The 21,292-nt window shown below is 58.0% G+C and carries 23 protein-coding genes; 15 read left to right on the top strand and 8 right to left on the bottom strand.

From position 1 onward, the window contains the following. The first annotated feature begins 3 nt into the window (after positions 1-3). The 6 genes from KW839_RS25115 (at position 4) to KW839_RS28190 (ending at position 6,332) form a co-directional block, all read left to right on the top strand. On the top strand, positions 4-537 hold the full coding sequence (locus KW839_RS25115; protein WP_060542792.1) for a GNAT family N-acetyltransferase: 534 nt from the start codon (positions 4-6) through the stop codon (positions 535-537). Further along, complete coding sequence (locus KW839_RS25110) at positions 537-872, top strand: urease subunit beta (protein ID WP_218425774.1); 336 nt, start codon at positions 537-539, stop codon at positions 870-872. Before KW839_RS25115 ends, KW839_RS25110 begins: the two co-directional genes overlap by 1 nt. Continuing rightward, on the top strand, positions 869-2,569 hold the full coding sequence (gene ureC, locus KW839_RS25105; protein ID WP_218425773.1) for an urease subunit alpha: 1,701 nt from the start codon (positions 869-871) through the stop codon (positions 2,567-2,569). Before KW839_RS25110 ends, ureC begins: the two co-directional genes overlap by 4 nt. A 252-nt stretch (positions 2,570-2,821) precedes the next feature. Continuing rightward, positions 2,822-3,949: a sensor histidine kinase KdpD gene (locus tag KW839_RS25100; protein WP_218425772.1), complete on the top strand. Its 1,128-nt coding sequence runs from the start codon at positions 2,822-2,824 to the stop codon at positions 3,947-3,949. Positions 3,950-4,066: 117 nt separating this feature from the next. Next, on the top strand, positions 4,067-5,155 hold the full coding sequence (locus KW839_RS25095; RefSeq protein WP_218425771.1) for an RHS repeat-associated core domain-containing protein: 1,089 nt from the start codon (positions 4,067-4,069) through the stop codon (positions 5,153-5,155). Between the two features lie 253 nt (positions 5,156-5,408). Further along, positions 5,409-6,332, top strand: coding sequence for an RHS repeat-associated core domain-containing protein (locus tag KW839_RS28190; protein WP_218425770.1), 924 nt, complete (start codon positions 5,409-5,411; stop codon positions 6,330-6,332). A 57-nt stretch (positions 6,333-6,389) separates the two neighbouring features. Here the strand turns inward: KW839_RS28190 and KW839_RS25085 are convergent, their stop codons facing one another. Both KW839_RS25085 and KW839_RS25080 read right to left on the bottom strand, forming a co-directional pair. Next, the gene (locus KW839_RS25085) at positions 6,390-6,695 is read right to left on the bottom strand and encodes a chaperone modulator CbpM (protein WP_218425769.1); all 306 of its coding nucleotides are present in this window, start codon (positions 6,693-6,695) and stop codon (positions 6,390-6,392) included. A gap of 26 nt (positions 6,696-6,721) precedes the next feature. Then, positions 6,722-7,669, bottom strand: coding sequence for a DnaJ C-terminal domain-containing protein (locus KW839_RS25080; protein ID WP_060542787.1), 948 nt, complete (start codon positions 7,667-7,669; stop codon positions 6,722-6,724). A gap of 296 nt (positions 7,670-7,965) precedes the next feature. Between KW839_RS25080 and KW839_RS25075 the strand changes: the two genes are divergently transcribed. Next, positions 7,966-9,240 (top strand): Hsp70 family protein, encoded by a 1,275-nt coding sequence (locus KW839_RS25075; protein ID WP_218425768.1) that lies wholly within the window; start codon positions 7,966-7,968, stop codon positions 9,238-9,240. 158 nt (positions 9,241-9,398) lie between these two features. On the opposite strand, the gene KW839_RS25070 is transcribed toward KW839_RS25075, so the two are convergent. The 3 genes from KW839_RS25070 to KW839_RS25060 all read right to left on the bottom strand — a co-directional run bounded on the left by KW839_RS25070 (position 9,399) and on the right by KW839_RS25060 (position 11,723). Further along, positions 9,399-10,412 carry an AI-2E family transporter gene (locus tag KW839_RS25070; RefSeq protein WP_060542785.1) on the bottom strand — a complete coding sequence of 338 codons (1,014 nt, stop codon included), beginning with the start codon at positions 10,410-10,412 and terminating at the stop codon, positions 9,399-9,401. 147 nt (positions 10,413-10,559) lie between these two features. Continuing rightward, positions 10,560-10,865 carry a PsiF family protein gene (locus KW839_RS25065; protein ID WP_060542784.1) on the bottom strand — a complete coding sequence of 102 codons (306 nt, stop codon included), beginning with the start codon at positions 10,863-10,865 and terminating at the stop codon, positions 10,560-10,562. Positions 10,866-10,928: 63 nt separating this feature from the next. After that, on the bottom strand, positions 10,929-11,723 hold the full coding sequence (locus KW839_RS25060; RefSeq protein WP_060542783.1) for a helix-turn-helix transcriptional regulator: 795 nt from the start codon (positions 11,721-11,723) through the stop codon (positions 10,929-10,931). A 96-nt stretch (positions 11,724-11,819) separates the two neighbouring features. Here KW839_RS25060 and KW839_RS25055 point away from each other — a divergent pair, with 96 nt between their 5' ends. Then, complete coding sequence (locus KW839_RS25055; protein WP_060542782.1) at positions 11,820-12,713, top strand: DMT family transporter; 894 nt, start codon at positions 11,820-11,822, stop codon at positions 12,711-12,713. An 18-nt stretch (positions 12,714-12,731) separates the two neighbouring features. Here KW839_RS25055 and KW839_RS25050 read toward each other — a convergent pair whose 3' ends face one another. Further along, the gene (locus KW839_RS25050; RefSeq protein WP_060542781.1) at positions 12,732-13,622 is read right to left on the bottom strand and encodes a triacylglycerol lipase; all 891 of its coding nucleotides are present in this window, start codon (positions 13,620-13,622) and stop codon (positions 12,732-12,734) included. An 87-nt stretch (positions 13,623-13,709) separates the two neighbouring features. After that, complete coding sequence (locus KW839_RS25045; protein ID WP_156465524.1) at positions 13,710-13,853, bottom strand: hypothetical protein; 144 nt, start codon at positions 13,851-13,853, stop codon at positions 13,710-13,712. 72 nt (positions 13,854-13,925) lie between these two features. Here KW839_RS25045 and KW839_RS25040 point away from each other — a divergent pair, with 72 nt between their 5' ends. The 3 genes from KW839_RS25040 to KW839_RS25030 all read left to right on the top strand — a co-directional run bounded on the left by KW839_RS25040 (position 13,926) and on the right by KW839_RS25030 (position 16,186). Next, a complete protein-coding gene (locus KW839_RS25040; protein ID WP_060542780.1) occupies positions 13,926-14,456 on the top strand; it encodes a bacterioferritin in 531 nt (176 codons plus the stop codon). Positions 14,457-14,638: 182 nt separating this feature from the next. Beyond that, entirely contained in the window at positions 14,639-15,403 is a 765-nt protein-coding gene (locus KW839_RS25035) for a hypothetical protein (protein WP_218425767.1), read from the top strand. An 81-nt stretch (positions 15,404-15,484) separates the two neighbouring features. Continuing rightward, entirely contained in the window at positions 15,485-16,186 is a 702-nt protein-coding gene (locus tag KW839_RS25030) for a hypothetical protein (RefSeq protein ID WP_218425766.1), read from the top strand. A 79-nt stretch (positions 16,187-16,265) separates the two neighbouring features. Here KW839_RS25030 and KW839_RS25025 read toward each other — a convergent pair whose 3' ends face one another. Further along, the gene (locus KW839_RS25025; RefSeq protein WP_218425765.1) at positions 16,266-18,335 is read right to left on the bottom strand and encodes an AsmA family protein; all 2,070 of its coding nucleotides are present in this window, start codon (positions 18,333-18,335) and stop codon (positions 16,266-16,268) included. Between the two features lie 378 nt (positions 18,336-18,713). Here KW839_RS25025 and KW839_RS25020 point away from each other — a divergent pair, with 378 nt between their 5' ends. The 4 genes from KW839_RS25020 (at position 18,714) to KW839_RS25005 (ending at position 21,283) form a co-directional block, all read left to right on the top strand. Then, positions 18,714-19,100: a hypothetical protein gene (locus tag KW839_RS25020; protein WP_218425764.1), complete on the top strand. Its 387-nt coding sequence runs from the start codon at positions 18,714-18,716 to the stop codon at positions 19,098-19,100. Between the two features lie 152 nt (positions 19,101-19,252). Further along, positions 19,253-19,885 carry a TetR family transcriptional regulator gene (locus KW839_RS25015; protein ID WP_060542775.1) on the top strand — a complete coding sequence of 211 codons (633 nt, stop codon included), beginning with the start codon at positions 19,253-19,255 and terminating at the stop codon, positions 19,883-19,885. 226 nt (positions 19,886-20,111) lie between these two features. Then, complete coding sequence (gene ureE, locus KW839_RS25010; protein ID WP_218425763.1) at positions 20,112-20,612, top strand: urease accessory protein UreE; 501 nt, start codon at positions 20,112-20,114, stop codon at positions 20,610-20,612. Next, positions 20,609-21,283, top strand: coding sequence for an urease accessory protein UreF (locus KW839_RS25005; RefSeq protein WP_060542773.1), 675 nt, complete (start codon positions 20,609-20,611; stop codon positions 21,281-21,283). The genes ureE and KW839_RS25005 overlap by 4 nt, the downstream gene beginning before the upstream one ends. Positions 21,284-21,292 lie beyond the last annotated feature (9 nt).

Below are 21,292 nucleotides of genomic sequence, written 5' to 3'. Positions count from 1 at the left end.
CCGATGAACGCCGCCCAGTTGCGACGCGTCAACGCTGAGAGCTTTGCCCATTATCGTCAGGGCCTGATCGACCTGCTGCTTGACGCTGTGGGTTATGGCGCCAGCGTCGGCTTCATGGCGGATCTGGACGCGGCGCAGGCCCGTGCATATTTCGACGAAGTGCAGGAGAACCTGAACAACGGCAATGTGTTGCTGTGGGTGGTGGTCAACGACGAACAGGTGCAAGCCAGTGTGCAACTGAGCCTGTGTCGCAAAGCCAATGGTTTGAACCGCGCCGAGGTGCAGAAACTGCTGGTGCGCGAGCATGCGCGGCGTCGCGGCCTCGGCCAGCAGTTGATGAGCGCCCTCGAACAGGCGGCCCTGCAACACCAGCGGGGCATGCTTTACCTCGACACCGAAGCCGGCTCCCCGGCCGAAGACTTCTACAAGGCCTTGGGTTACACCCGCGCCGGTGAAATCCCCGACTACGCCTGCGACCCCAGCGGCCGTTACATGCCGACTGCCCTCTACTACAAGATTCTCCAAGGAGCCCATTGATGATTCCCGGTGAGTACCAGATCCAGCCCGGCGACATTGAACTCAACGCCGACCGGCGCACGACCACTCTGAAAGTGGCCAACAGCGGCGACCGGCCGATCCAGGTCGGCTCGCACTACCACTTTTTCGAAACCAACGACGCCCTGACCTTCGACCGCGCCGCCAGCCGTGGCATGCGCCTGAACATCCCTGCCGGGACTGCCGTGCGTTTTGAGCCGGGGCAGAGCCGGGAGGTTGAGCTGGTTGACCTGGCGGGGCATCGCCGGGTATTCGGGTTTGCCGGCAGGATCATGGGCGATCTCGCCACAATGAATTTTTGCAAGGAGCTGCAATGAAGATTTCCCGTCAAGCCTACGCCGACATGTTCGGCCCAACCCTCGGTGACAAGGTCCGCCTGGCCGACACCGAGCTGTGGATCGAAGTGGAACAAGACTTCACCACCTACGGTGAAGAGGTGAAGTTCGGCGGCGGCAAAGTGATCCGCGATGGCCAGGGGCAAAGCCAGTTGCTTGCCGCCGAAGTGGTCGACACGGTGATCACCAATGCGTTGATCATCGACCACTGGGGCATCGTCAAGGCCGACGTCGGCCTCAAGGACGGACGCATCGCCGGCATCGGCAAGGCCGGCAACCCGGACGTGCAACCGAACGTCACCATCGCCATTGGCGCCAGCACAGAAGTGATCGCCGGTGAAGGCATGATCCTCACCGCCGGCGGCGTCGACACGCACATCCATTTCATCTGCCCGCAACAGATCGAAGAAGCGCTGATGAGCGGCGTCACCACAATGATCGGCGGTGGCACCGGACCGGCCACGGGCACCAACGCCACCACCTGCACGTCCGGGCCCTGGCACCTGGCGCGCATGCTCCAGGCCGCCGATGCGTTCCCGATGAACATCGGTCTCACCGGCAAGGGCAACGCCAGCCTGCCAGAGCCGTTGATCGAACAGGTCAAGGCGGGCGCCATCGGCCTGAAGCTGCACGAAGACTGGGGTACCACCCCGGCCAGTATCGACAACTGCCTGACGGTGGCCGACCAGTACGACGTGCAGGTGGCGATCCACACCGACACCCTCAACGAGTCGGGCTTTGTCGAAACCACCCTCGCCGCCTTCAAGGGCCGCACCATCCACACCTATCACACCGAAGGCGCGGGCGGCGGTCATGCCCCGGACATCATCAAGGCCTGTGGCTTTGCCAATGTGCTGCCGAGTTCGACCAACCCGACCCGCCCTTTCACCCGCAATACCATCGACGAACACCTGGACATGCTGATGGTCTGTCACCACCTGGACCCGAGCATTGCCGAAGACGTGGCCTTCGCCGAAAGCCGCATCCGTCGCGAGACGATTGCCGCCGAAGACATCCTCCACGACCTCGGCGCGTTCTCGATGATCAGCTCCGACAGCCAGGCCATGGGCCGTGTCGGTGAAGTCATCACGCGCACCTGGCAAACCGCCGACAAGATGAAAAAACAGCGCGGCCAACTGCCCGGCGATGGTGAGGGCAACGACAACTTCCGCGTCAGGCGCTACATCGCCAAGTACACCATCAACCCGGCGATCACCCACGGCATCAGCCATGAAGTGGGCTCAATCGAAGTTGGGAAATGGGCCGACCTGGTGCTCTGGCGCCCAGCGTTTTTCGGCGTGAAACCGACGTTGATCCTCAAAGGCGGCGCCATCGCCGCCAGCCTGATGGGCGACGCCAATGCTTCGATCCCGACCCCGCAACCGGTGCATTACCGCCCGATGTTCGCCAGCTACGGTGGCTCGCTGCATGCCACCAGCCTGACATTCATCAGCCAGGCGGCGCAGGAGGCAGGTTTGCCCGATGCACTGGGATTGAAAAAGAAAATCGCCGTGGTCAAGGGCTGTCGCGAGGTCAAGAAAACCGACCTGATCCACAACGACTATTTGCCGGACATCGACGTCGATCCGCAGACCTATCAGGTCAAGGCCGATGGTGTGTTGCTGTGGTGCGAGCCGGCAGATGTATTGCCGATGGCCCAGCGATATTTCCTGTTCTGAACCATCGAACATGCACAGGCCCCAGTGTGAGCTACCTGTTGCTTGCACAGGGGGACTCCTGTTGCAAAGCCCGTTCTATGCCAGTGCGCCTTTATGGCAAATGGTATTTAGTCCCTATGGGGGTTGGCCCTGCCGATCAATGGCAGCGGTCATCCTGTAGCGCCTCTTTATCGGCGCTTGCTCTTGGGCAACGACAAAGCCCCCCGGATGCGCCACACTCTTTCGCTACCACTACCACACAGACACCCAGCCATGCGTTTATCTGACTTCATCTTGCAGCACGTGGATCGCATCGTTGATGAATGGGAGAAATTCGCCGAAGCCATCAGCGCCGACGACGAGCTGGATCGCGCAACACTGCGCGATCACGCGAAATCGATCCTGCTCGCCGCGGCAGCCGATATGCGCAAGGCGCAAACCGCCAGCGAGCAGGAGGCCAAGGCCAAGGGAGAAGGCCCGGAAAAAACGCCGAGCCTGGACATTGCCGCCGCCAGCCACGGCGAATTGCGCCACAACGTCGGCTTCGATCTCGTGCAGATGACCTCGGAGTTTCGTCATCTGCGCGCCTGTGTGATCCGCCTGTGGGTCAACAGTCTGCAATCCCCCGACCTTGCCTACTTCCAGGACATGATCCGCTTCAATGAAGCCATCGACGAAGCCCTGGCCGAATCCACCGCAGCCTATGCCGAACAGGTCAATCGCTCGCGGGATATCTTTCTGGCGATCCTCGGGCACGACCTGCGTGCGCCGCTGCAAGCGGTAACCATGTCCACCGAAATGCTGTTGCGCAAAGCCCCCCTCGAAGGCGATGCACTGACTTGCGCAATCAACATCAAGCACAGCGCGCGACACATGGCGGTGATGGTCAGCGATGTGCTGGAACTGGTGCGCAGTCGGCTGGGCAAGAGCCTGCCGCTCGAGCCTGCCCCCATGGACCTGGCTGATGCGGCGCACGCGGCGATTGCCGAGGCCTGCGCGGGCAACCCTGAAAGCGATCCGCGAGTGGAAGTGACGGGGGACACCCGAGGGCTCTGGGATGCCGGGCGCCTTGCCCAGATGCTGCAGAACCTGATTGGCAATGCGCTGCAGCACGGTTCAAACAAGCGTGATGTGACGATCAGCCTCAATGGCGAGCCGGACTGTGTTCGCCTGAAGGTGCATAACTATGGCGTGCCGATTCCGCAGGAGGCGATCAGCACCCTCTTCGACCCACTGGTGCGCAGCGCCAGCGAAGAACTCGGACAACCCACCACCAGCCTCGGCCTGGGCCTGTTTATCGTCAAGGAAGTGGTCACCGCGCACGCAGGGACGATCGAGGTCAGTTCCAACGAGACGGAGGGGACGCTGTTTACCGTGGTGTTGCCCCGCAGGAGCCAGTAGGAGCTCCCAGACAGCTCCTGGAGATTCGCCGCACTATCAGTTCTGCTAGTACCACAAGCTCAATGCCAACGTCAGAATGAGTGCATTGCAACGCCGACCTCAAAAGAAGGCTTCGCCATGCCCCGCACAATCACTGATGATCAACGCCAATCCCGCGCCATCCTGCTTGCCACCGACGCCAGTAATTCCGTGATCGCCGAAATCGCCGGAGGCAGGCCAAACCCTATTGCCTATTCCGTCTACGGCGAGCAGTCCGCACGACAGGAGGTTGCCACACGCCTGGGCTTCAACGGCGAACTGCACGAATCGAACATTGGCTGGTATTTACTGGGCAATGGCTACCGCGCGTACAACCCGAAACTGATGCGATTTCATAGCCCGGATAGCTGGAGTCCGTTTGGGGGCGGAGGGTTGAATGCTTACATGTATTGCGTGGGTGACCCGGTGAACTTTACCGATCCGACGGGGCATTTCGGCTGGAAAACCATACTTCGCGGGTTGGATTTCTTCTTGGGTGGCCCTGATTTTATAGCGACATCGGGTCGAAGGGATCCGACCAAAATCGGGGCACTTAAAGCGTTCGCAGAAATAGGTGCGGCGATTGCCTCATCAGCACCGTCAGCAACGTCAGGAATGAAATACAATGATCCTGACATCACTCTCCCCAACGCAACACGCCCGACCGGCAATGGCAATGCGACCTCAGCAACGATTGCGGCTTTACATGCGGTTGCCGGTGCAGGTTCGCCCCGACCTGCGCGCGTAAATTATTCCCCTCCGATATCCGGCGGCAGTCCTACACCTGCCCCTTCAGGTAATAGCGACACGTATCCTACCAATACACCACGAGGCGTGGAAATTAACTCCAAAGGCCGGGGTGGCGGTGGTTCCAGTTCGAAACAAAAAGGATATAGAACGCTGGAAAGCCCCCGACCCAACAATCAGGCCAACGTCTATGTCACGCCTCCAAAGCCCCAACCAGTAACGCAACTTCAAGTACGAGCCGAAGTACACACGCCTCCCCCTATTCCTCCTCGTCCTGCTCCTGCGTCTGATTCTATTTTTCCTCCCGTTCCATCATCAAGACAGGTACCCGGAGGTGGTGTGCGCACATACAGAATAGAAAGTACGATTAACGGGACTTTCACGCAAACTAGTACTTTGAAGATGACGCAAAATGAGATCCAGAAGTTAATTAGAAAATAAGGAGGCGTCTAAGATTCGCTTATAGCAGTTAGTGCTCATCATATAAAAAAGGACTGTATAGCTTACTGAACGAATGATTTAGATCAAACAATACGAAAGAGTTAGTTTAATGGCAGGGAACTATTGAGATCAATGTTGGGCCATTAGCGTGTTATGTGTGACGCTGGCTTGGGAGCCCGACTCTTATTTGCCCGCTGCCGCGCGTATCGGGACTATCAGATCTGCTAGTACACAAGCGGCTGGGAGCTGAGTAATGCTGCAGGTTCGAACCAGTCGAGAAACCGACAAGGAGGACGCCGTCATGCCCCCATCAAATGTTGATAGCAGCAACACCTCTCCCCAGCCACGTACCCTGATGCTGGCCACCGACGCCAGTAATTCCGTGATCGCCGAAATCGCCGGAGGCAGGCCAAACCCTATTGCCTATTCCGCCTACGGCGAGCGGTCCGCGGGACAGGAGGTTGCCACACGCCTGGGCTTCAACGGCGAACTGCGCGAATCGAACATTGGCTGGTATTTACTGGGCAATGGCTACAGGGCTTACAGCCCGGTGTTGATGCGTTTTCATAGTCCGGACGATTTGAGTCCTTTTGGGAAGGGAGGGTTGAATGCGTATATGTATTGTTTGGGGGATCCGGTGAATTTTTCGGATCCGACGGGGCGTATCAGAAATTTTTTTAATGTCGTCAGACGTAGATCTACATCTCCACCTCCCCGTCCCCCTGCTGCACGTCCCCTGATAACAACTGACGCGAATGTCTATGTTCCTGCTCCAAGGAGGGGATCATCTGGGACTCATTCTCCATCCGCTGGCGATGCAATGGATCCGCCGCCTCCGTATGTAGAATCGGCACTGCCCTCGTATGATGAGGCCGCCGCACTGAGAGAGCATGCGTCGTTAAACCCGTCTTCGTATATGCAACCACGCACGGTCAGGGGTGCAATAGTGGTGCCGTCGAATTCGGGTCAGCCCGGAAGAGTCAGAACTCGACCTGCAGAATTTACTATCGATGGAATCAGAGCAACAGACCCAGACGTACCGCCTCTTCCTCCGACGAGAAGGATTTCTCAAAACATAGTCCGTCAATACAGTATGAGTCGAAACCCTGATGGCTCTTGGTCACATCGCAGTGTCGAAATGGTCACTTTCGGAAACAATGCCAGAAGGGGGCATTGAGCATTTAAGACTTCAAACTCCAGGCGTACCCCAAGCATGGCGTCGTTTCACGCTGCCTTAGTCCACCACCAACCGCCCCAGCCGCTGCTTGAGCATCCGGTTCTCCGCCCGCAACTGCTGGACCTCCTCAAGCAGATCCAGCGCCAGCGCAACCCCTTCCCATTCCAGTTCCAGATCGCGCCGCAGCTTGGCGGCGCGTTTGGCCAGGGTCAGTTCGTAGTCGGTGAAGCGCCAATCCTTGGGCAGCGTGCCCTGAGGTTCGAGGATGCCGTGCTCGACGATTTCGATCACGTAGACGTCCGACAGCTCGGTCGCCTCGCAGAATTCGGCCAGGTCCAGTTGAACGATCAGGGGACTGCTCATGGTCAGTGACTCCTTGTTCTATAGGGTCAAAAGTTCTCTCTCGGATCGAATGCGGCTTTTTTCGCCAGTTCCTGCCACAGGGCCTTGATGTCGTCGTCCGATTTCTTCGGCATAACCGCCTTCAACTGCACAAACAGATAACCGCGCTCGCCAGCCTTGTTCATCAGGCCATGGCCCTTGGCGCGCATGCGCTGGCCATTCTGGCTGCCGGCCGGGACCTTGAGGTTGATCTTGCCAGTCAGGGTCGGCACCGCGACTTCAGCGCCCAGGGCCAGCTCCCACGGTGCCAGCGGCAGGGTGATGATCAGGTTTTCGCCTTCGACATCGTATTTCGGATGCGGCGCAAAACGGATCGTCAGGTACAGGTCGCCATTGGCGCCGCCACCGACACCCGGGGCGCCCTGCCCTTTGAGGCGGATGCGTTCGCCATCGGTCACGCCGGCCGGAATCTTCACGTTCAGGCTTTTGCTGGTGTTGCTCACATGCTGGCCGGCCGCGTTGTACTGCGGCACCTGGAAGGTGACTTTCTTCGATTCGGTCGACAGTGTTTCTTCGAGAAAAACCCCAAGTTCCATTTCCACGTCTTGCCCTCGACGTCCAGTGCTGCGACGTGACTGTTCACCACCACCAAAACCAGGGCCACGGTTGCCGAAGATCGAACTGAAAAAGTCCGAGAAATCGCCCGTATCCTGACCACCGCCACCGAAACCGCCACGGCTCTGCCAGCCCGGTGGTCCCTGGAACGGCTGACCGTGCTGGCCATAGCGGCGCAAGTCATCGTACTCAGCACGCTTGTCGGCACTTTTCAGTGCTTCATAGGCTTCCGAGGCATCCTTGAACTTGGCTTCGGCGTCCTTTTCCTTGCTGACATCCGGGTGGTATTTGCGCGCCAGCTTGCGATAGGCGGCCTTGATCGCCTTGTCGTCCGCTGTCGGTTCCACACCGAGAATCTTGTAATAGTCTTTGAAATCCATCGCGGGAATCACCATCCGTTAAAAATCGCGCCACAGGCCACAGCATGCGCTTGTTTGCAGCCTTTGGTCTGCCCGATCTCAATGTTGTGACCGGCCGGCGCAGAAGAAGTTTATCGGCAGCAGGCGGTGCTTCTTGCGAGCAGTCGCGCGGCTGTCCGGTTGATGCAGGGTAGTTTGGGGGTGTCGACGCGTCTTTCAAGACATAGCGCTGCGAGATTTAGCAGATAGTCGGCCTTCGAATCTGTCGCACTCTGACATACACTGCGCGGCCGTTTTTTAACCGGAACCTGAAAGACATGAACAACGCATCTCCAGCCCGTGCCGTGGGTATCGACTTTGGCACGTCCAACTCCACCGTCGGCTGGCTGCGCCCCGGCATGGAAACGCTGATCGCGCTGGAGGACGACAAGATCACCCTGCCTTCGGTGGTCTTCTTCAACATTGAGGAACGCCGCCCGGTGTACGGCCGGCTGGCGCTGCACGAGTACCTGGAGGGCTACGAAGGCCGCCTGATGCGCTCGCTCAAGAGCCTGCTGGGCTCGAAGCTGATCAAGCACGACACCAGCGTCCTGGGTACGGCCATGCCATTCAAGGACCTGCTCGGCCTGTTCATCGGCCAGCTCAAGAACCGCGCCGAAGCCGCCGCCGGTCGGGAATTCGAAGAAGTGGTGCTGGGCCGTCCGGTGTTTTTCGTTGACGATGACCCGATGGCCGACAAGGAAGCCGAAGACACCCTGGTGGATGTGGCCCGCAAGATCGGCTTCAAGGAAGTGTCTTTCCAGTTCGAACCGATTGCCGCCGCGTTCGACTACGAGTCGACCATCGAAAAAGAAGAGCTTGTCCTGATTGTGGACATCGGCGGTGGTACTTCCGACTTCTCGCTGGTACGCCTGTCGCCGGAGCGCCGGGCTGTGGATAACCGCCACGAGGACATCCTCGCCACCGGCGGCGTGCACATCGGCGGAACCGACTTCGACAAACAGCTCTCGCTGGCCGGCCTGATGCCGCTGTTCGGCTACGGCAGCCGGATGAAAAGTGGTGCCTACATGCCGACCAGCCACCACATGAACCTGGCGACCTGGCACACCATCAACTCGGTGTACTCGCAGAAATCCCAGCTGGCCCTGGGCAGCATGCGCTATGACATCGAAGACACCGGCGGCATCGATCGCCTGTTCAAGCTGATCGAGCAGCGCGCCGGGCACTGGCTGGCGATGGAAGTGGAAGAAACCAAGATCCAGCTGACCCACGCTGAGCACCGCCATGTGCCGCTGGATCGCATAGAGGCGGGCCTGAGCGTGGAGCTGAGCCGCGCCCTGTTCGAATCGGCCATCGACAACCTGCTGGAGCGGGTGCGCAACAGCGTGACGCAATTGCTCAATGACGCCAACGTGCGGGTCGATCAAGTGGACACGGTGTTCTTCACCGGTGGTTCGAGCGGGATTCCGGCCTTGCGCAACAGTGTCTCGGCGATGCTGCCGAATGCGCGGCATGTGGAAGGGAACATCTTTGGCAGTATCGGCAGCGGCCTGGCGATTGAGGCGGCGAAACGCTACGGCTCCATGGACTGATCTGCAACCCTGTGATGAGAGGGCTTGCCCCCGTCGGGCTGCGCAGCAGCCCCGAAACCAGACACCGCATACTGTCAGATGTGTTGATTCAACTGACTGCGGTTGCTGCGCAACCGAACGGGGGCAAGCCCCCTCGCCACAATCAGATCAACAGCAGATCAAACCATTCCCACCTGCTTCAACTCACTCTTCAGATAAGCGTAGTAAATCGGCCCCGCCACCACCCCCGGCAGGCCGAACGCGGCCTCGAACACCAGCATCGCCAACAGCAACTCCCACGACTTGGCACTGATCTGCCCGCCGACAATGCGTGCATTGAGGAAATATTCAAGCTTGTGGATAAAAATCAGGTAACCCAGCGCGGCCATGGCGACCCAGATCGACAGGGACATCCCGACGATGGTGATCAGGGTGTTCGACATCAGGTTGCCAATCACCGGCAACAGGCCGAGCAGGAAGGTCAGCACGATCAGGGTCTTGGTCAACGGCAGCTTGATGCCGAACATCGGCAGCACGACCGCCAGGAAGATACCGGTGAAGAAGGTGTTGAGCAGGGAGATCTTGATCTGGGCAAACACGATGTTGCGAAACGCCTGAACCAGCAGGTGCAGCCGATCGAACAGTGCAGCGGCCAACGGCTTGCGTTTGGTCAGGTCAGGCACTCGCTGCAAGGCAATGATCGCACCCAGCACCATGCCGATCAGCAACGTCACGAACATGTGCGCTGCATCCTTGCCGACCAATTGCAGATCGCTGAGGTGCTTGCTCACCCACTCGCCAATCGCCACGCGGAATTCGGCGGCGCTGGCCGGCAGATAAGCGTCGATGAACGGCGGTAACTGTCCGCGCGCGCGATCAACCACCCCCATGAACTTGTCGAGCGAAGCACCCGGGTTTTCCGCCTCGTGCAGCAGAAAGCTGAAGGCGCCGGCAAAGATCAGCGTCAGCACACTGACAATCAAGGTTCCCAGTAACGCCACCGCGAGCCAGCGCGCACGCCGACCCTCGATCAGCCGCTGCAATTGCGGGGTGAGCATGTTGACCAGTTCGAAAACCAGCAACCCGGCCAGCAAGCTGGGCAGCAACCGCAGGGGCAGGACCAGTAGAAGCCCGCCAAAAATGATGACCCAGCTGATGACCAGCAAGATTTGTCGCTGAGAAAACGTTGGCATACAGCCTCAAAAACAAACGGCGTAAAAAGGATTGGCAGTCTGCCAGCGATCCCTTGTAAGCACTAGGGATTGTGTGGGTCGACCTTTGTCGGGGTTCAAGTAAATGCACTCGCCCCCTGACCGTCCCCCGCATCTTCGCGCCTGGCTTTATTTCTTGAGGCAACTACTCATGAACGCCTTGCGCTCATCGCCCTTGAGGACTTTTCTGGTGGCGTCGGCATTGCAGGACTTCATCTTCTCTTGCTGAGGGGTCAGGGCAGTACCGGCTTCCTCAACTGCTGGTGCCACCTTCAGGCAAGTGCTCATGAAGGCTTTGCGTTCATCGCCTTTAAGGCTTTTTGCAGAAGCTTCGGCGTTGCAGGTGGTCATTTTCTCCTGCTGGGGCGTGGTGGCGAAAACCTGGGAGCACAGTAGCAAACCAATCATCAACAGCGGGACACGCAAGATCTTCATGGAGTTTTCTCCTGGTCGTAGCAGCAAGGGGGGCAGCATGGTTAGGAGTGTAGACAACCCCGGTTACGCCTTCCTGTTCTCCAGTTGGCTGCGCCGATATTGCTCCGGCGTGCAGCCGGCCTGGCGCTGAAACATCGCAATAAACGCCGAGCCACTGCTGTAGCCCATGTCGAAAGCCACTTCCTGAATGCTGCGATGACTATCGAGAGCTTCTATGGCCGCCAGAAAGCGCAAGCGCTGGCGCCACTCACCAAAACTCATGCCCAACTCACGGACAAACTGGCGCGCCAACGTACGTTCGCTGACATGAATGCTTGCGGCCCACTCCGCCAGGGGGCGGTTATCGCCCGGTTCGGCCTGCAAGGCTTGCAGAACCCCGAGCAATCCGGAGCTGCTGGCGTAAGGTAAATAACACTCGTGCACCGGCGCTTGTTGCAGTTGATCCACCAGTACCTGAGCCAGGCGCTGGTCCGCATCGCAGTCGGGGATTTTCACGTCGCGGGCCGCGAAGTCCTTGAGGATTGCCTTGAGGATGTCACTGATGGCCAGGGTGCAGGCCTGTTTTGGCAGATCGCGGCAAAGGGTCGGCGCCAGACACACGGCGCGATAGTTGATTGGCTGGTTACTGTAGAAACTGTGCTCGGTTTCGGGTGGTACCCACACTGCATATTGCGGTGGCGACATGAACCGGCTGCTGCCGATTTCCATGTGCAACACGCCGTTGGCCGAATACTCCAGGGTCCCCCAGGGGTGGCGGTGTGCCGAGGCGTATTCGTGGGTTTCGAAATCGGCATAGCGGAAATATACCGGGGTCGGCAATTCGCTGAAATCCAGCAGGTCAATGTGCTTACTGTTCATGCTGTCCGAAATCAGGGGCGGGTTGTCTGGATAGAAGTATAGGCTTGTATCCAGACAAGCGGATAATTGCCCCTCATTAACGTTCTGGTTTTTCCCATGCAATACGCTTATCCCCTGCTGGCCATTTTCATTTGGGCCGGCAACACCGTGATCACCAAGATGTCAGCCGGGGCGATCTTCCCCGCCGAGATCGGCTTCTACCGCTGGCTGCTCGCCGGCCTGCTGTTCACCCCCTTCATGCTCAAGCCAGTGCTGAACCATTGGCCGGCGATCCGCCCGAACCTGGGCAAGGTCTTTGTCCTCGGCGTTCTCGGCATGGCCGTCTACCAGAGCCTGGCCTACTTCGCCGCAAGCCTCACTTCGGCCACGAACATGGGCATTATCCTGTCGCTGATGCCACTTATGTCATTGGCCATGGCAATCATCAGCCTCGGTCAGCGCCTGACCATCGGCGCGCTGGCGGGTGCCGTGTTGTCGTTCGCCGGTGTGCTGGTGGTGGTGTCCTCGGGCAGCCTCGACACGCTACTGGAGCACGGGGTAAACCTCGGAGACGCAATGATGCTGATCGCCACCCTGGCCTATGCGGTCTACAGCACGTTGCTGAAGAAGTGGCAGCTGAAACTGCCGCCGCTGGTACTCCTGTATTTGCAGGTGCTGGTAGCGGTGGTGGTGTTGTTTCCGCTGTTCCTTTTCTCAGAGAAGGCCGGCTTGACCCTGCAGAACACTCCGCTGGTGCTGTACGCCTGCCTGCTGGCTTCGATGGTTGCCCCGCTGGCCTGGATGCAGGCCGTGATACGCCTGGGGCCGAGCCGGACCACCTTGTTTTTCAATTTGCTGCCGTTGATTACCGCGCTGATTGCGGCGGTGGTGCTGCATGAGCAGCTGGCGATGTATCACTTGGTGGGGGGGATGTTGACCCTGGGCGGGGTGATTCTTTCTGAGCGCTGGACCACTGTATTAGGCCGCAAGGTCAGCGTTAGCCTGACCTGACGCATCGCGGTCTTCCTGTTAAACACCGGCTGCCTGCAATCGTGCCGCATGCTCGACAAACAACCTGATCGGGTCCGCCCCCTTGCCCACCAGTCCCAACGATTGATTGACGATATCGAAGTGATCCAGCGGATACTCGTCGCCAATCACCGTCCCAAGGTGCGAGCTGTAGCGCCCGACCATACCATCACAATGCCCGGCTTCACGGACGAAGGTTTTGGCGAACAACCGGCAACTGCGGTTGGTACCGTCAAACAGGTTGCGCCCCTTGTCGGTCTTGCCCGGCTGCAAGGTGCCGGACCATGAGTAATAGCGTACGCCATTGACCTCCTCCGGCCCTTGCCCGCCCCAGGTATCAGGCAATCCCTGTGGATAACGCTGGTTGAACAGCGCCACGCCTTCGGTGGTGAGGGAGTGATGGGAGGCATGTATGTCCACCGGCAGCTTCGGCCCGCGATAGCCGGTTTCCAGCAGGCCCATCAACGAGGCGATCAGCCGTAGCAGGAAACTCATCAGCCGGCCTTTGACGCTGTCATGGGGGTAGTGTTTGTGCAGATAGTCCGCCAGCTCCGAGCCATGATTCGGCCCCGCCACCGAAGTGACCGATGCGACCAGGTCCGGGCGCTTGGCCGCGGCATAGCGGGCAGTCAGTGAGCCTTGGCTGTGGCCGATCAGATTGACCCTCGCGGCTCCGGTTTCCCGGAGGATTTCGTCGATGTGAGTTAGCAACTGCTCGCCACGCACCTCGGTGGAATTGAGCGGTGAGACCTGCACCGCAAACACCACCGCACCATTACGGCGCAGCGCCTCGACGATCCCGTACCAGTACGGATAGAGCAGCAGACGGACAAACCCGAGCATTCCCGGGACCAGCACCAGCGGATAGCGCGCAGCAGAACCTTGCGACATGGGCGAACATCCTTGTGATCGGTGGGTGACGCAAGGCGCGATGCAAGACATCAGCCAAGCATCGCCAGCGAAGATGACAAGTCTATGTCAAATGCCTTGCTGCAACTGCACGACGCCCTCCACGACATCCGCAATGTCGATGAATTTCGGGCCGTTTTGCAAGGCTGCAGGCTGAACCCGGGGGGTTCGATCTGTTGCCAAAAATCTCATAAAACTTTTCGCCGGAGTCATCACTCACACCTTAAGTAGCGATCACGTCCTCAGAGGCGTGACGCAAACCGGGTTAGCCTCCAGGAGAACGAGATGAGTGACATGCATTTGTCTGACGTAACCACCCTTCGCGAACGTGCGCGCAAGAACGTCGAAAACGGCGCCGTGACCGAGGACTACAGTGCCAACCTTGAGGAAGTACTACGCCTGCTCAATGAGTCGCTGGCCACCGAACTGGTCTGCGTGCTGCGTTACAAACGCCACTACTTCATGGCCAGTGGCCTAAAAGCTCACGTCGCTGCTGAAGAATTCCTCGAACATGCCAAACAGGAAGGTGAACACGCCGACCGACTTGCCGAGCGAATCGTGCAACTGGGAGGTGAACCGGAGTTCAACCCTGACACACTAACGAAAAACTCCCATGCTCAGTACGTGGCGGGTAACTCGCTCAAGGAAATGGTCTACGAGGATCTGGTGGCCGAGCGAATTGCCATCGACAGTTATCGCGAGATTATTCAGTACATTGGCGAAAAAGACCCGACTACCAGACGCATCTTTGAGGATATTCTGGCTCAGGAAGAAGAGCATGCGGATGACATGGCGGACATACTCAAAGATCTCTGATAGCAACCAGGCCTTATCGCAATTAATTTGCTATCAGGCCTTTTTTTATTGACCAGCAGATCATCTTGCACCCCCCCACACACGAGCATCAAGTTACAATCGCACAGTAGATTTAAAATACGAAATCCTTATATTTAAAACACAGACAAGACGTCTGCATAATTCCATAAAGGACTATACCCATGTATCTTGAAGACCAGCTTGAATTCATCGATTCGTTACCAGCACTACCAAAAACAGTAAAACCTCGAGCATTTTCCTCAGCACCTGACAGTCTGCCGATTGATCCATCCAAGGAAAGCGGCACTGTCGGCCCGGACATGATGAATATTTACGTGGCAGGAGTATCTGCTCAAAACCGCGATGACGTCGATAACTGTAAACTGCTGATGCAAAACGCCGCCTCACAGAAGTATGACATCAAAAAAGAACTGGAGCAGTGGTACGACTATTATGTACAGGGTCTGCGTACCCTCGGCTGGACATACAGCAAAATCAACAATCAGAACAAGGTAATACAAAGAACAGGCCTGACAATGGACGGTGTAGCCTTTGACATCCTTCAAAACCTGGTTGGCGCAAATGCACCACGCTTGGCGCAACTGGCCGGCAAAGCCGTGGAAGGCGTTAAAGGGGACGACGGGCTGATCAAAATCTATGAGCGAAATGCACAAACAGGCTATGACGCCAACTTTGACATTTCTCCGGTCTGGCAAACCCGGGAAGGCTCTCCCATGATGATTCTCAGCTACATAAGTGTAGATGTAAAGGAAAGCTCCCGGGGTATTCTCTGGTGGAAATCGACCACTAAATCCACCGCCGTAAAATCAATGGCCACCCCCGTTTATCTCAACACTCAACTGTACGGCAGGGTCCGAAACAAGGTTCTTGAAAAGTTGGGGAACGCCGCTGACGAATTCCTTGACGGCATCCCAGGCTTCCAATAAAGCCCAGTTAAAAATGGCGCCGAGGTTTTTTGATTACGACCTCAGCGCCAACCAAATCCAATTTCATTAGCGCAGAATCACATGAAACCATTATCACCCGACATCTATATAGTCGACGGGCACATAACCCTATTCCTCGGTCTACACCCAGAGCACTTCAAAGAAAATATTCTGCACGCATCCTTACTGGCAAGTTTAATAGCTAACGGGACCGCCGAGCGCTGGCTCTCTTCTTATACGACCTCGTTAGGAAGGCTGTTCTGGGAATCTGGGAAATTCAAAAATAGCCGCCGTCCAAAATCGCCATCCAGCGTGCTAAAAATTGCGACCAACGCTCTATCCGAAGAACTAAGCGAAAAACAGCTACAACAACTTAAAACTGCATTATCGATCGTCACGCAACTCCCCAGCGAGTCGCCCGCCAGCAATGCGTTCCTGAGCAGGATTCAAACAGAAAAACCACCTGCACTCGAAGAGTTCCCGTCGTTCAACGTGACTACTCTCTTGACGATTGTCTGCGAAAACAAAAAAATCGTTTCGCTTCAATTATCACTCGAAACCTCTAAAAAGGTAGACATAACCTTCCTTGAGCAACCGATCCGTGAAACGCTCATCCTCGGAGATATCGAAACGTCCTTGTGGAGCACTCGTTTGATTGAGGACAAGTACGCCTCAATTAGAAACCAGGTGTTCGCTAAACTCGGTAGCAAGGCGCGGACCCATTTGTTCCACGCCATTACTCCTGAAACTGAAACTGAAACTGAAACTGACTCCAGCGATTGACTCTGCATTGAAGAACCTGCGGCCCATTACTGCGCATAGGCGCCCCTTAAACATTCCTTGTGCGGACAGCCGCAGGCCTTCAACCCTTCACTGTTTTCGGTGCCTTTCCTTCCTTCATCTGCTCCAGCAACGGCGCACACTGATTCTGCTCTCCGCCGCTCGGCGCCACCAACGCCAGCAAGCCCGCCGCCGGTGCGGCAATCACACCCAGCGCAACCATTCCCGCACCACGCAAAATCAACGGCACTGCTTTGACCCCAGCATCGGGCTTGATGAACTTGCCCCGCACGTACAGCGGTGAACGCAACGAAATCAAACGCCAACCCTTGGATTCCGGAGTGATGGTCAAGTCCAACTGCTCGGTCGCCATATTCGCCGTGCCATCGATATAGATGATTGCGTTCTCGGTATCGAAGACAAACAGCTGCGTGGTCGCCAGACCGCTCTTGATGTCGAAATCGGCAGCCGCACAGTTGATCTTCACTTCCTTGTCGCCGAAGATCTTGCCAACCACGTAATTGCCAACATTCAGCCCCGCCAACTCCATCAGCTCGCGACTGATGGCGCCGTCGTTGATCAGCATTTTCAGCTTGCCGTTGGCGCTGCCCAGCAATTTCGCCACCGAGTTGCCGCGCCCGCTGATATCGGCATCGCCATTGAGCTCGCCGAAACTGGTTTTCATCGGCTCGAAGGTCGGGAACAACTGCTTGAGCTTGAACCCCCTGGCAGTGAGTTTTGCCTGGCCTTCCAGCGGATCGGTATGGCCGTTGAGACGAATCTGCGCATCCAGCTTGCCGCCGGCCACACCGAAGCGCAGCGGCTCCAGGCTGAGCACACCATCGGTGAGCACCAGGTGGGTGTAGAGGTCATTGAACGGCAGCTTTTCACTGTGGACGATACGCTTGCCGGTGAATTCGACATCCGCGTCCATATCACGCCAGCGCTCGGTCTTGAACTCTTCGACTGGCAGCACCTTGTCCGCCGGTTGCTTGCTGTCACCGCCACGGGCTTGTTGCTTGGCATTGGAATCGGCCCCGATCAGCGGCGCCAGATCGGCAAACAACAATTGATTGGACAGTAGCGAGCCGCTGAGTTTCGGCCGTGGCTGACTGGCGACGTATTTCAGGCTGCCGTGGATGTCACTCCCGCCGATTTTGCCGTTGAACTCCTCATAGCGAAATACCGCACCACCGGCCTCATGCAACCTGGCGATCAGGTGACCGTCGGTGGTGTAGGGGGACGTATCCGGCAGGATCACGCCGGTCAGCGGGTAAAGATTGCCCAGGCTGGTGCCCGCCAGTTTCAGGCGCAGGTCCAGGGCGCCGAGATTCAGCGGGTCCGTCAGGGTACCGACCAGCTCGACGCTGGTATCGGCGATCTTCACCTGCGCCTGCAGCGGAAACGGTCTGTTCGAGTCTTGCAAGGCCAACAAACCGCCGATCTTGCCCTGGCCCGTCAGCTTCTGGCCGTGATACTGGCCGTTGACCTTGAGGGCGAACGCATAATCCTGCGGCGCTGCCCCCTTCTCCAGGACCTTTTTTGCCGTTTTGTCGCCAACGATATCGCTGAACGGGATCGGCTTGCCCAAAGGATCGATGAGCACATCGAGTTGGCTTTTCAGCTGCCGGTCATCAAGGGTGACATGGCCTTTGTCGAAGCCGATTGCACCTATATCGACTACCCAGTTCGACGGTTCGGCATTCGGGTCCTTGGGATCGAATTTGAACGTCCAGTTGGCACGCCCGTCGGCCAGGCGCTGCAGCTCGGCATTGGGTTCGGTGAGGTCGATACGCGGAATGACCACGCGTTGCGCGAGCAACGCCAAGGGCGAGATGCGCAGTTCGACGCGCTTGAGGGTGACCATCTGCGGCGCCTTCGACCAGTCCGGGTTACCCAGGCTCAAATCCTGCGCTACCACATGCGGCCAAGGCACCCAGGCGCGCCAGCCTCCTTCATCAGGTTCGCGCTGCCAGACCACCGCGAGGTTGCCGTTGATGGCAAACGCACGGTGCAGCTCCTCGGAGACTTTGGCATTGATATTCGGTTTGATCCGGTTCCAATCGAAGAACACGATGACCAGTACCAGAATTGCCAGCAGGGCAAAAAGGCTGGCGAAGGTCCAGGAAAGTACTTTACGGGTGCGCGTCATTGCACAGGACTCCTGATACGACTGGGCGCCATGACCGCGGCGCACCTATGAAACGGTGAGCCAGAAACGGCCCGCCATGCAATCTACGACTGGTAAAAGCTCCGCAGGTTTAACCGATATCGCGTAAATCTGCGAGTCAAATGCTGACCAATGAGTTCTTGCAGCGTCACCGAGCCCTTATTTTTGTGAGACACAGCCAGGTCGAAAACAGCCATTTCACGGCGAAGCCCGCGACCGGAACGCCCGACCTAGAGCCCCGCGGGCAAACAATCAATTCCGTTGATTATTACCATTGCGTTTATGAACTTTTATATCGATTTATCGAGAGTAGCATTGCCCTCGTAGCCACTTTCAAGCCCTTACGAGGAGCACCCGATCATGAAACGCCAACTACTACTTAGCCTTACCCTCTCGATGCTGGCCAGCAGCGCTTTTGCCCTGCCCGCCGCCGACCAGGCCACTCCCCAGGTCAAAGACAGCCACTCGGTTTTCAGCCAAACGGTCGCCGCTGATGGTTCCGATCGCACCCCACAGGGCCAGACCCTTGCCGAAGGCGGTAATGATCGCCTGAAAGAAAAAGGCCTGATCACTCAGGACGGTTCCGACCGTACCCCGCAAGGCCAGACCCTCGCCGCCGATGGTTCGGACCGCACTCCACAAGGCCAGACCCTTGCCGCCGATGGTTCGGACCGCACTCCACAAGGCCAGACCCTTGCTGAAGGTGGTGGTGATCGCGTAATCGAACGCAACAGCACTCTGAGCTAAGCCCATGGTCGCTCAGAAAAAAAGCCCAATCACCGGATTGGGCTTTGATTTTTCAACACCGCCCTTCCCCGCGTGATCCCCCATAGTCGTTCGACGCCGGCAAAGCCGATTTGCTAGAGTGCGCCGCTCTCCCTTTGCAGAAAAACCTTGCGATGCTGCCCCGCGCCGAACAGAAACAACAGACCCGTAACGCCCTGATGGACGCCGCCCGGCGCTTGATGGACGGCGGCCGAGGATTCGGCAGCCTGAGCTTGCGCGAAGTGGCGAAAACCGCCGGCATAGTGCCCACCGGTTTCTATCGTCATTTCGCCGATATGGATGAGCTGGGCCTGGTGCTGGTAAGCGAAGTCGGCCAGACCTTTCGCGAAACCATCCGCCTGGTGCGGCACAATGAGTTCGTCATGGGCGGCATCATCGATGCTTCCGTGCGGATCTTCCTCGACGTGGTCAGCGCCAACCGTTCACAGTTCCTGTTTCTCGCTCGCGAGCAATACGGCGGCTCGGTGCCGGTGCGTCTGGCGATCGGCCGACTGCGCGAAGACATCAGTTCGGACCTGGCGGCTGATCTGTCGTTGATGCCGAAACTGCAACATCTGGGCATCGCTGACCTGAGCGTCATGGCCGATCTGATCGTAAAAAGCGTATTCGCCACCCTGCCGGACATCATCGACCCGCCTGCCGAAGCGTTGCCCGAACATCTGACGCCGCAAGCGAAGATCACCCAGCAGTTGCGCTTTATTTTTATTGGGCTCAAGCACTGGCAGGGACTCGGAAGCACCGAGTAATCCATAGGAAGATCGCAGCACGCCCCCTGCAAGAGCTACCGTACGCTGCGCTCTCTTAATGACGCCCCAAAGAAGGGCATCAGAAAAATCAACGCACCAACTTCAATCAAAAAAAAATATCCCAACCGCACACGTCCTACATTTCCCACAGCCTTTTCCTACACTTCCCGCTATTGGCAAGCCCCTTGCTCTAGCCTGAGCATTGTCCATTGCTGGAAGTCATCCCATGCTGGTGATTCATCGCAGAATCGACCCTCAACCTGAGTGGGCCGCCGAGCTTCACTTGACGTTCGAGGCCCGAAGCAAAAGCCGTTCGCGCTGTTTCAGTGCCGAGGGCGAGGACGTCGGGTTGTTTCTGGAGCGCGGCCAGCCTCCCCTGTATGACGGCGAATACCTGCACGCCGAAGACGGTCGCATTGTCCGCGTCTGCGCACGTCCGGAGCAGCTGCTGCACGTCACCTGCGCCAACGCCTTTGAACTGACTCGCGCCGCCTATCATCTGGGTAACCGTCACGTGGCCCTGCAAGTCGGCGACGGCTGGTTGCGCCTCCTCGACGATTACGTCCTCAAGGCCATGCTCGAACAGCTGGGCGCACAGGTCGAACCGATCGAAGCACCGTTCCAGCCTGAACACGGCGCATACGGCGGCGGCCACCACCATTCGCGCCACGGCGACGAAGACTTCAACTACGCGCCGAAACTGCACCAGTTCGGTGTGCGCCTGTGAACCCGGCCTGGGCGCTCTTGCGCCTGGCCAGCCCGCAACTGCCGATTGGCGGCTACAGCTATTCTCAAGGCTTGGAAATGGCGGTGGATAACGGCCGCGTCAACGATCCCGACAGTGCCCGACGCTGGATCAGCGATCAGTTGCTGTTGAATCTGGCACGCTTTGAAGCGCCATTGCTGCTCGCCCATTGCGTGGCCGCCGTGGAGGAGAACTGGGGCGAGTTGCTGCACCGCTGCGAAGAGCATCGCGCCAGCCGGGAAACCCGTGAGCTGCATCAGGAAAGCCGGCAGATGGGCTATTCCCTTCAGCAACTGCTCAATGGCCTGCCGGAACTCGATGAGGCGGCCCGCAGGTTTCTCCAGCAGCGTCCCGAGCCACATCTGGCGCTTGGTTGGGCCCTGGCCGCTCGCGCCTGGCAGATCAGCCCGCAGGATGCGCTGGCCGCGTGGCTGTGGAGCTGGCTGGAAAACCAACTGGCGGTACTGATGAAAACCTTGCCCCTGGGCCAGCAAGCCGCACAGCGCCTGACCAGCGAACTGGTGCCGCTCCTTCAACAAGCTCAACACCACGCCACTCAAATCGATCCCGAGCATTACGGCAGCGCCCCTTTCGGCCTGTCCCTGGCGTGTATGGCCCATGAGCGCCAATACAGCCGTCTATTCCGTTCCTAGGGCCCTTAC

It is taken from the genome of Pseudomonas sp. PDM31 (assembly GCF_019218965.1).
In the GTDB taxonomy this organism is placed as follows: domain Bacteria; phylum Pseudomonadota; class Gammaproteobacteria; order Pseudomonadales; family Pseudomonadaceae; genus Aquipseudomonas.
The sequence above is the reverse complement of the archived record's forward strand: the minus strand, read 5'-3'. Positions and strand labels throughout refer to the sequence as shown.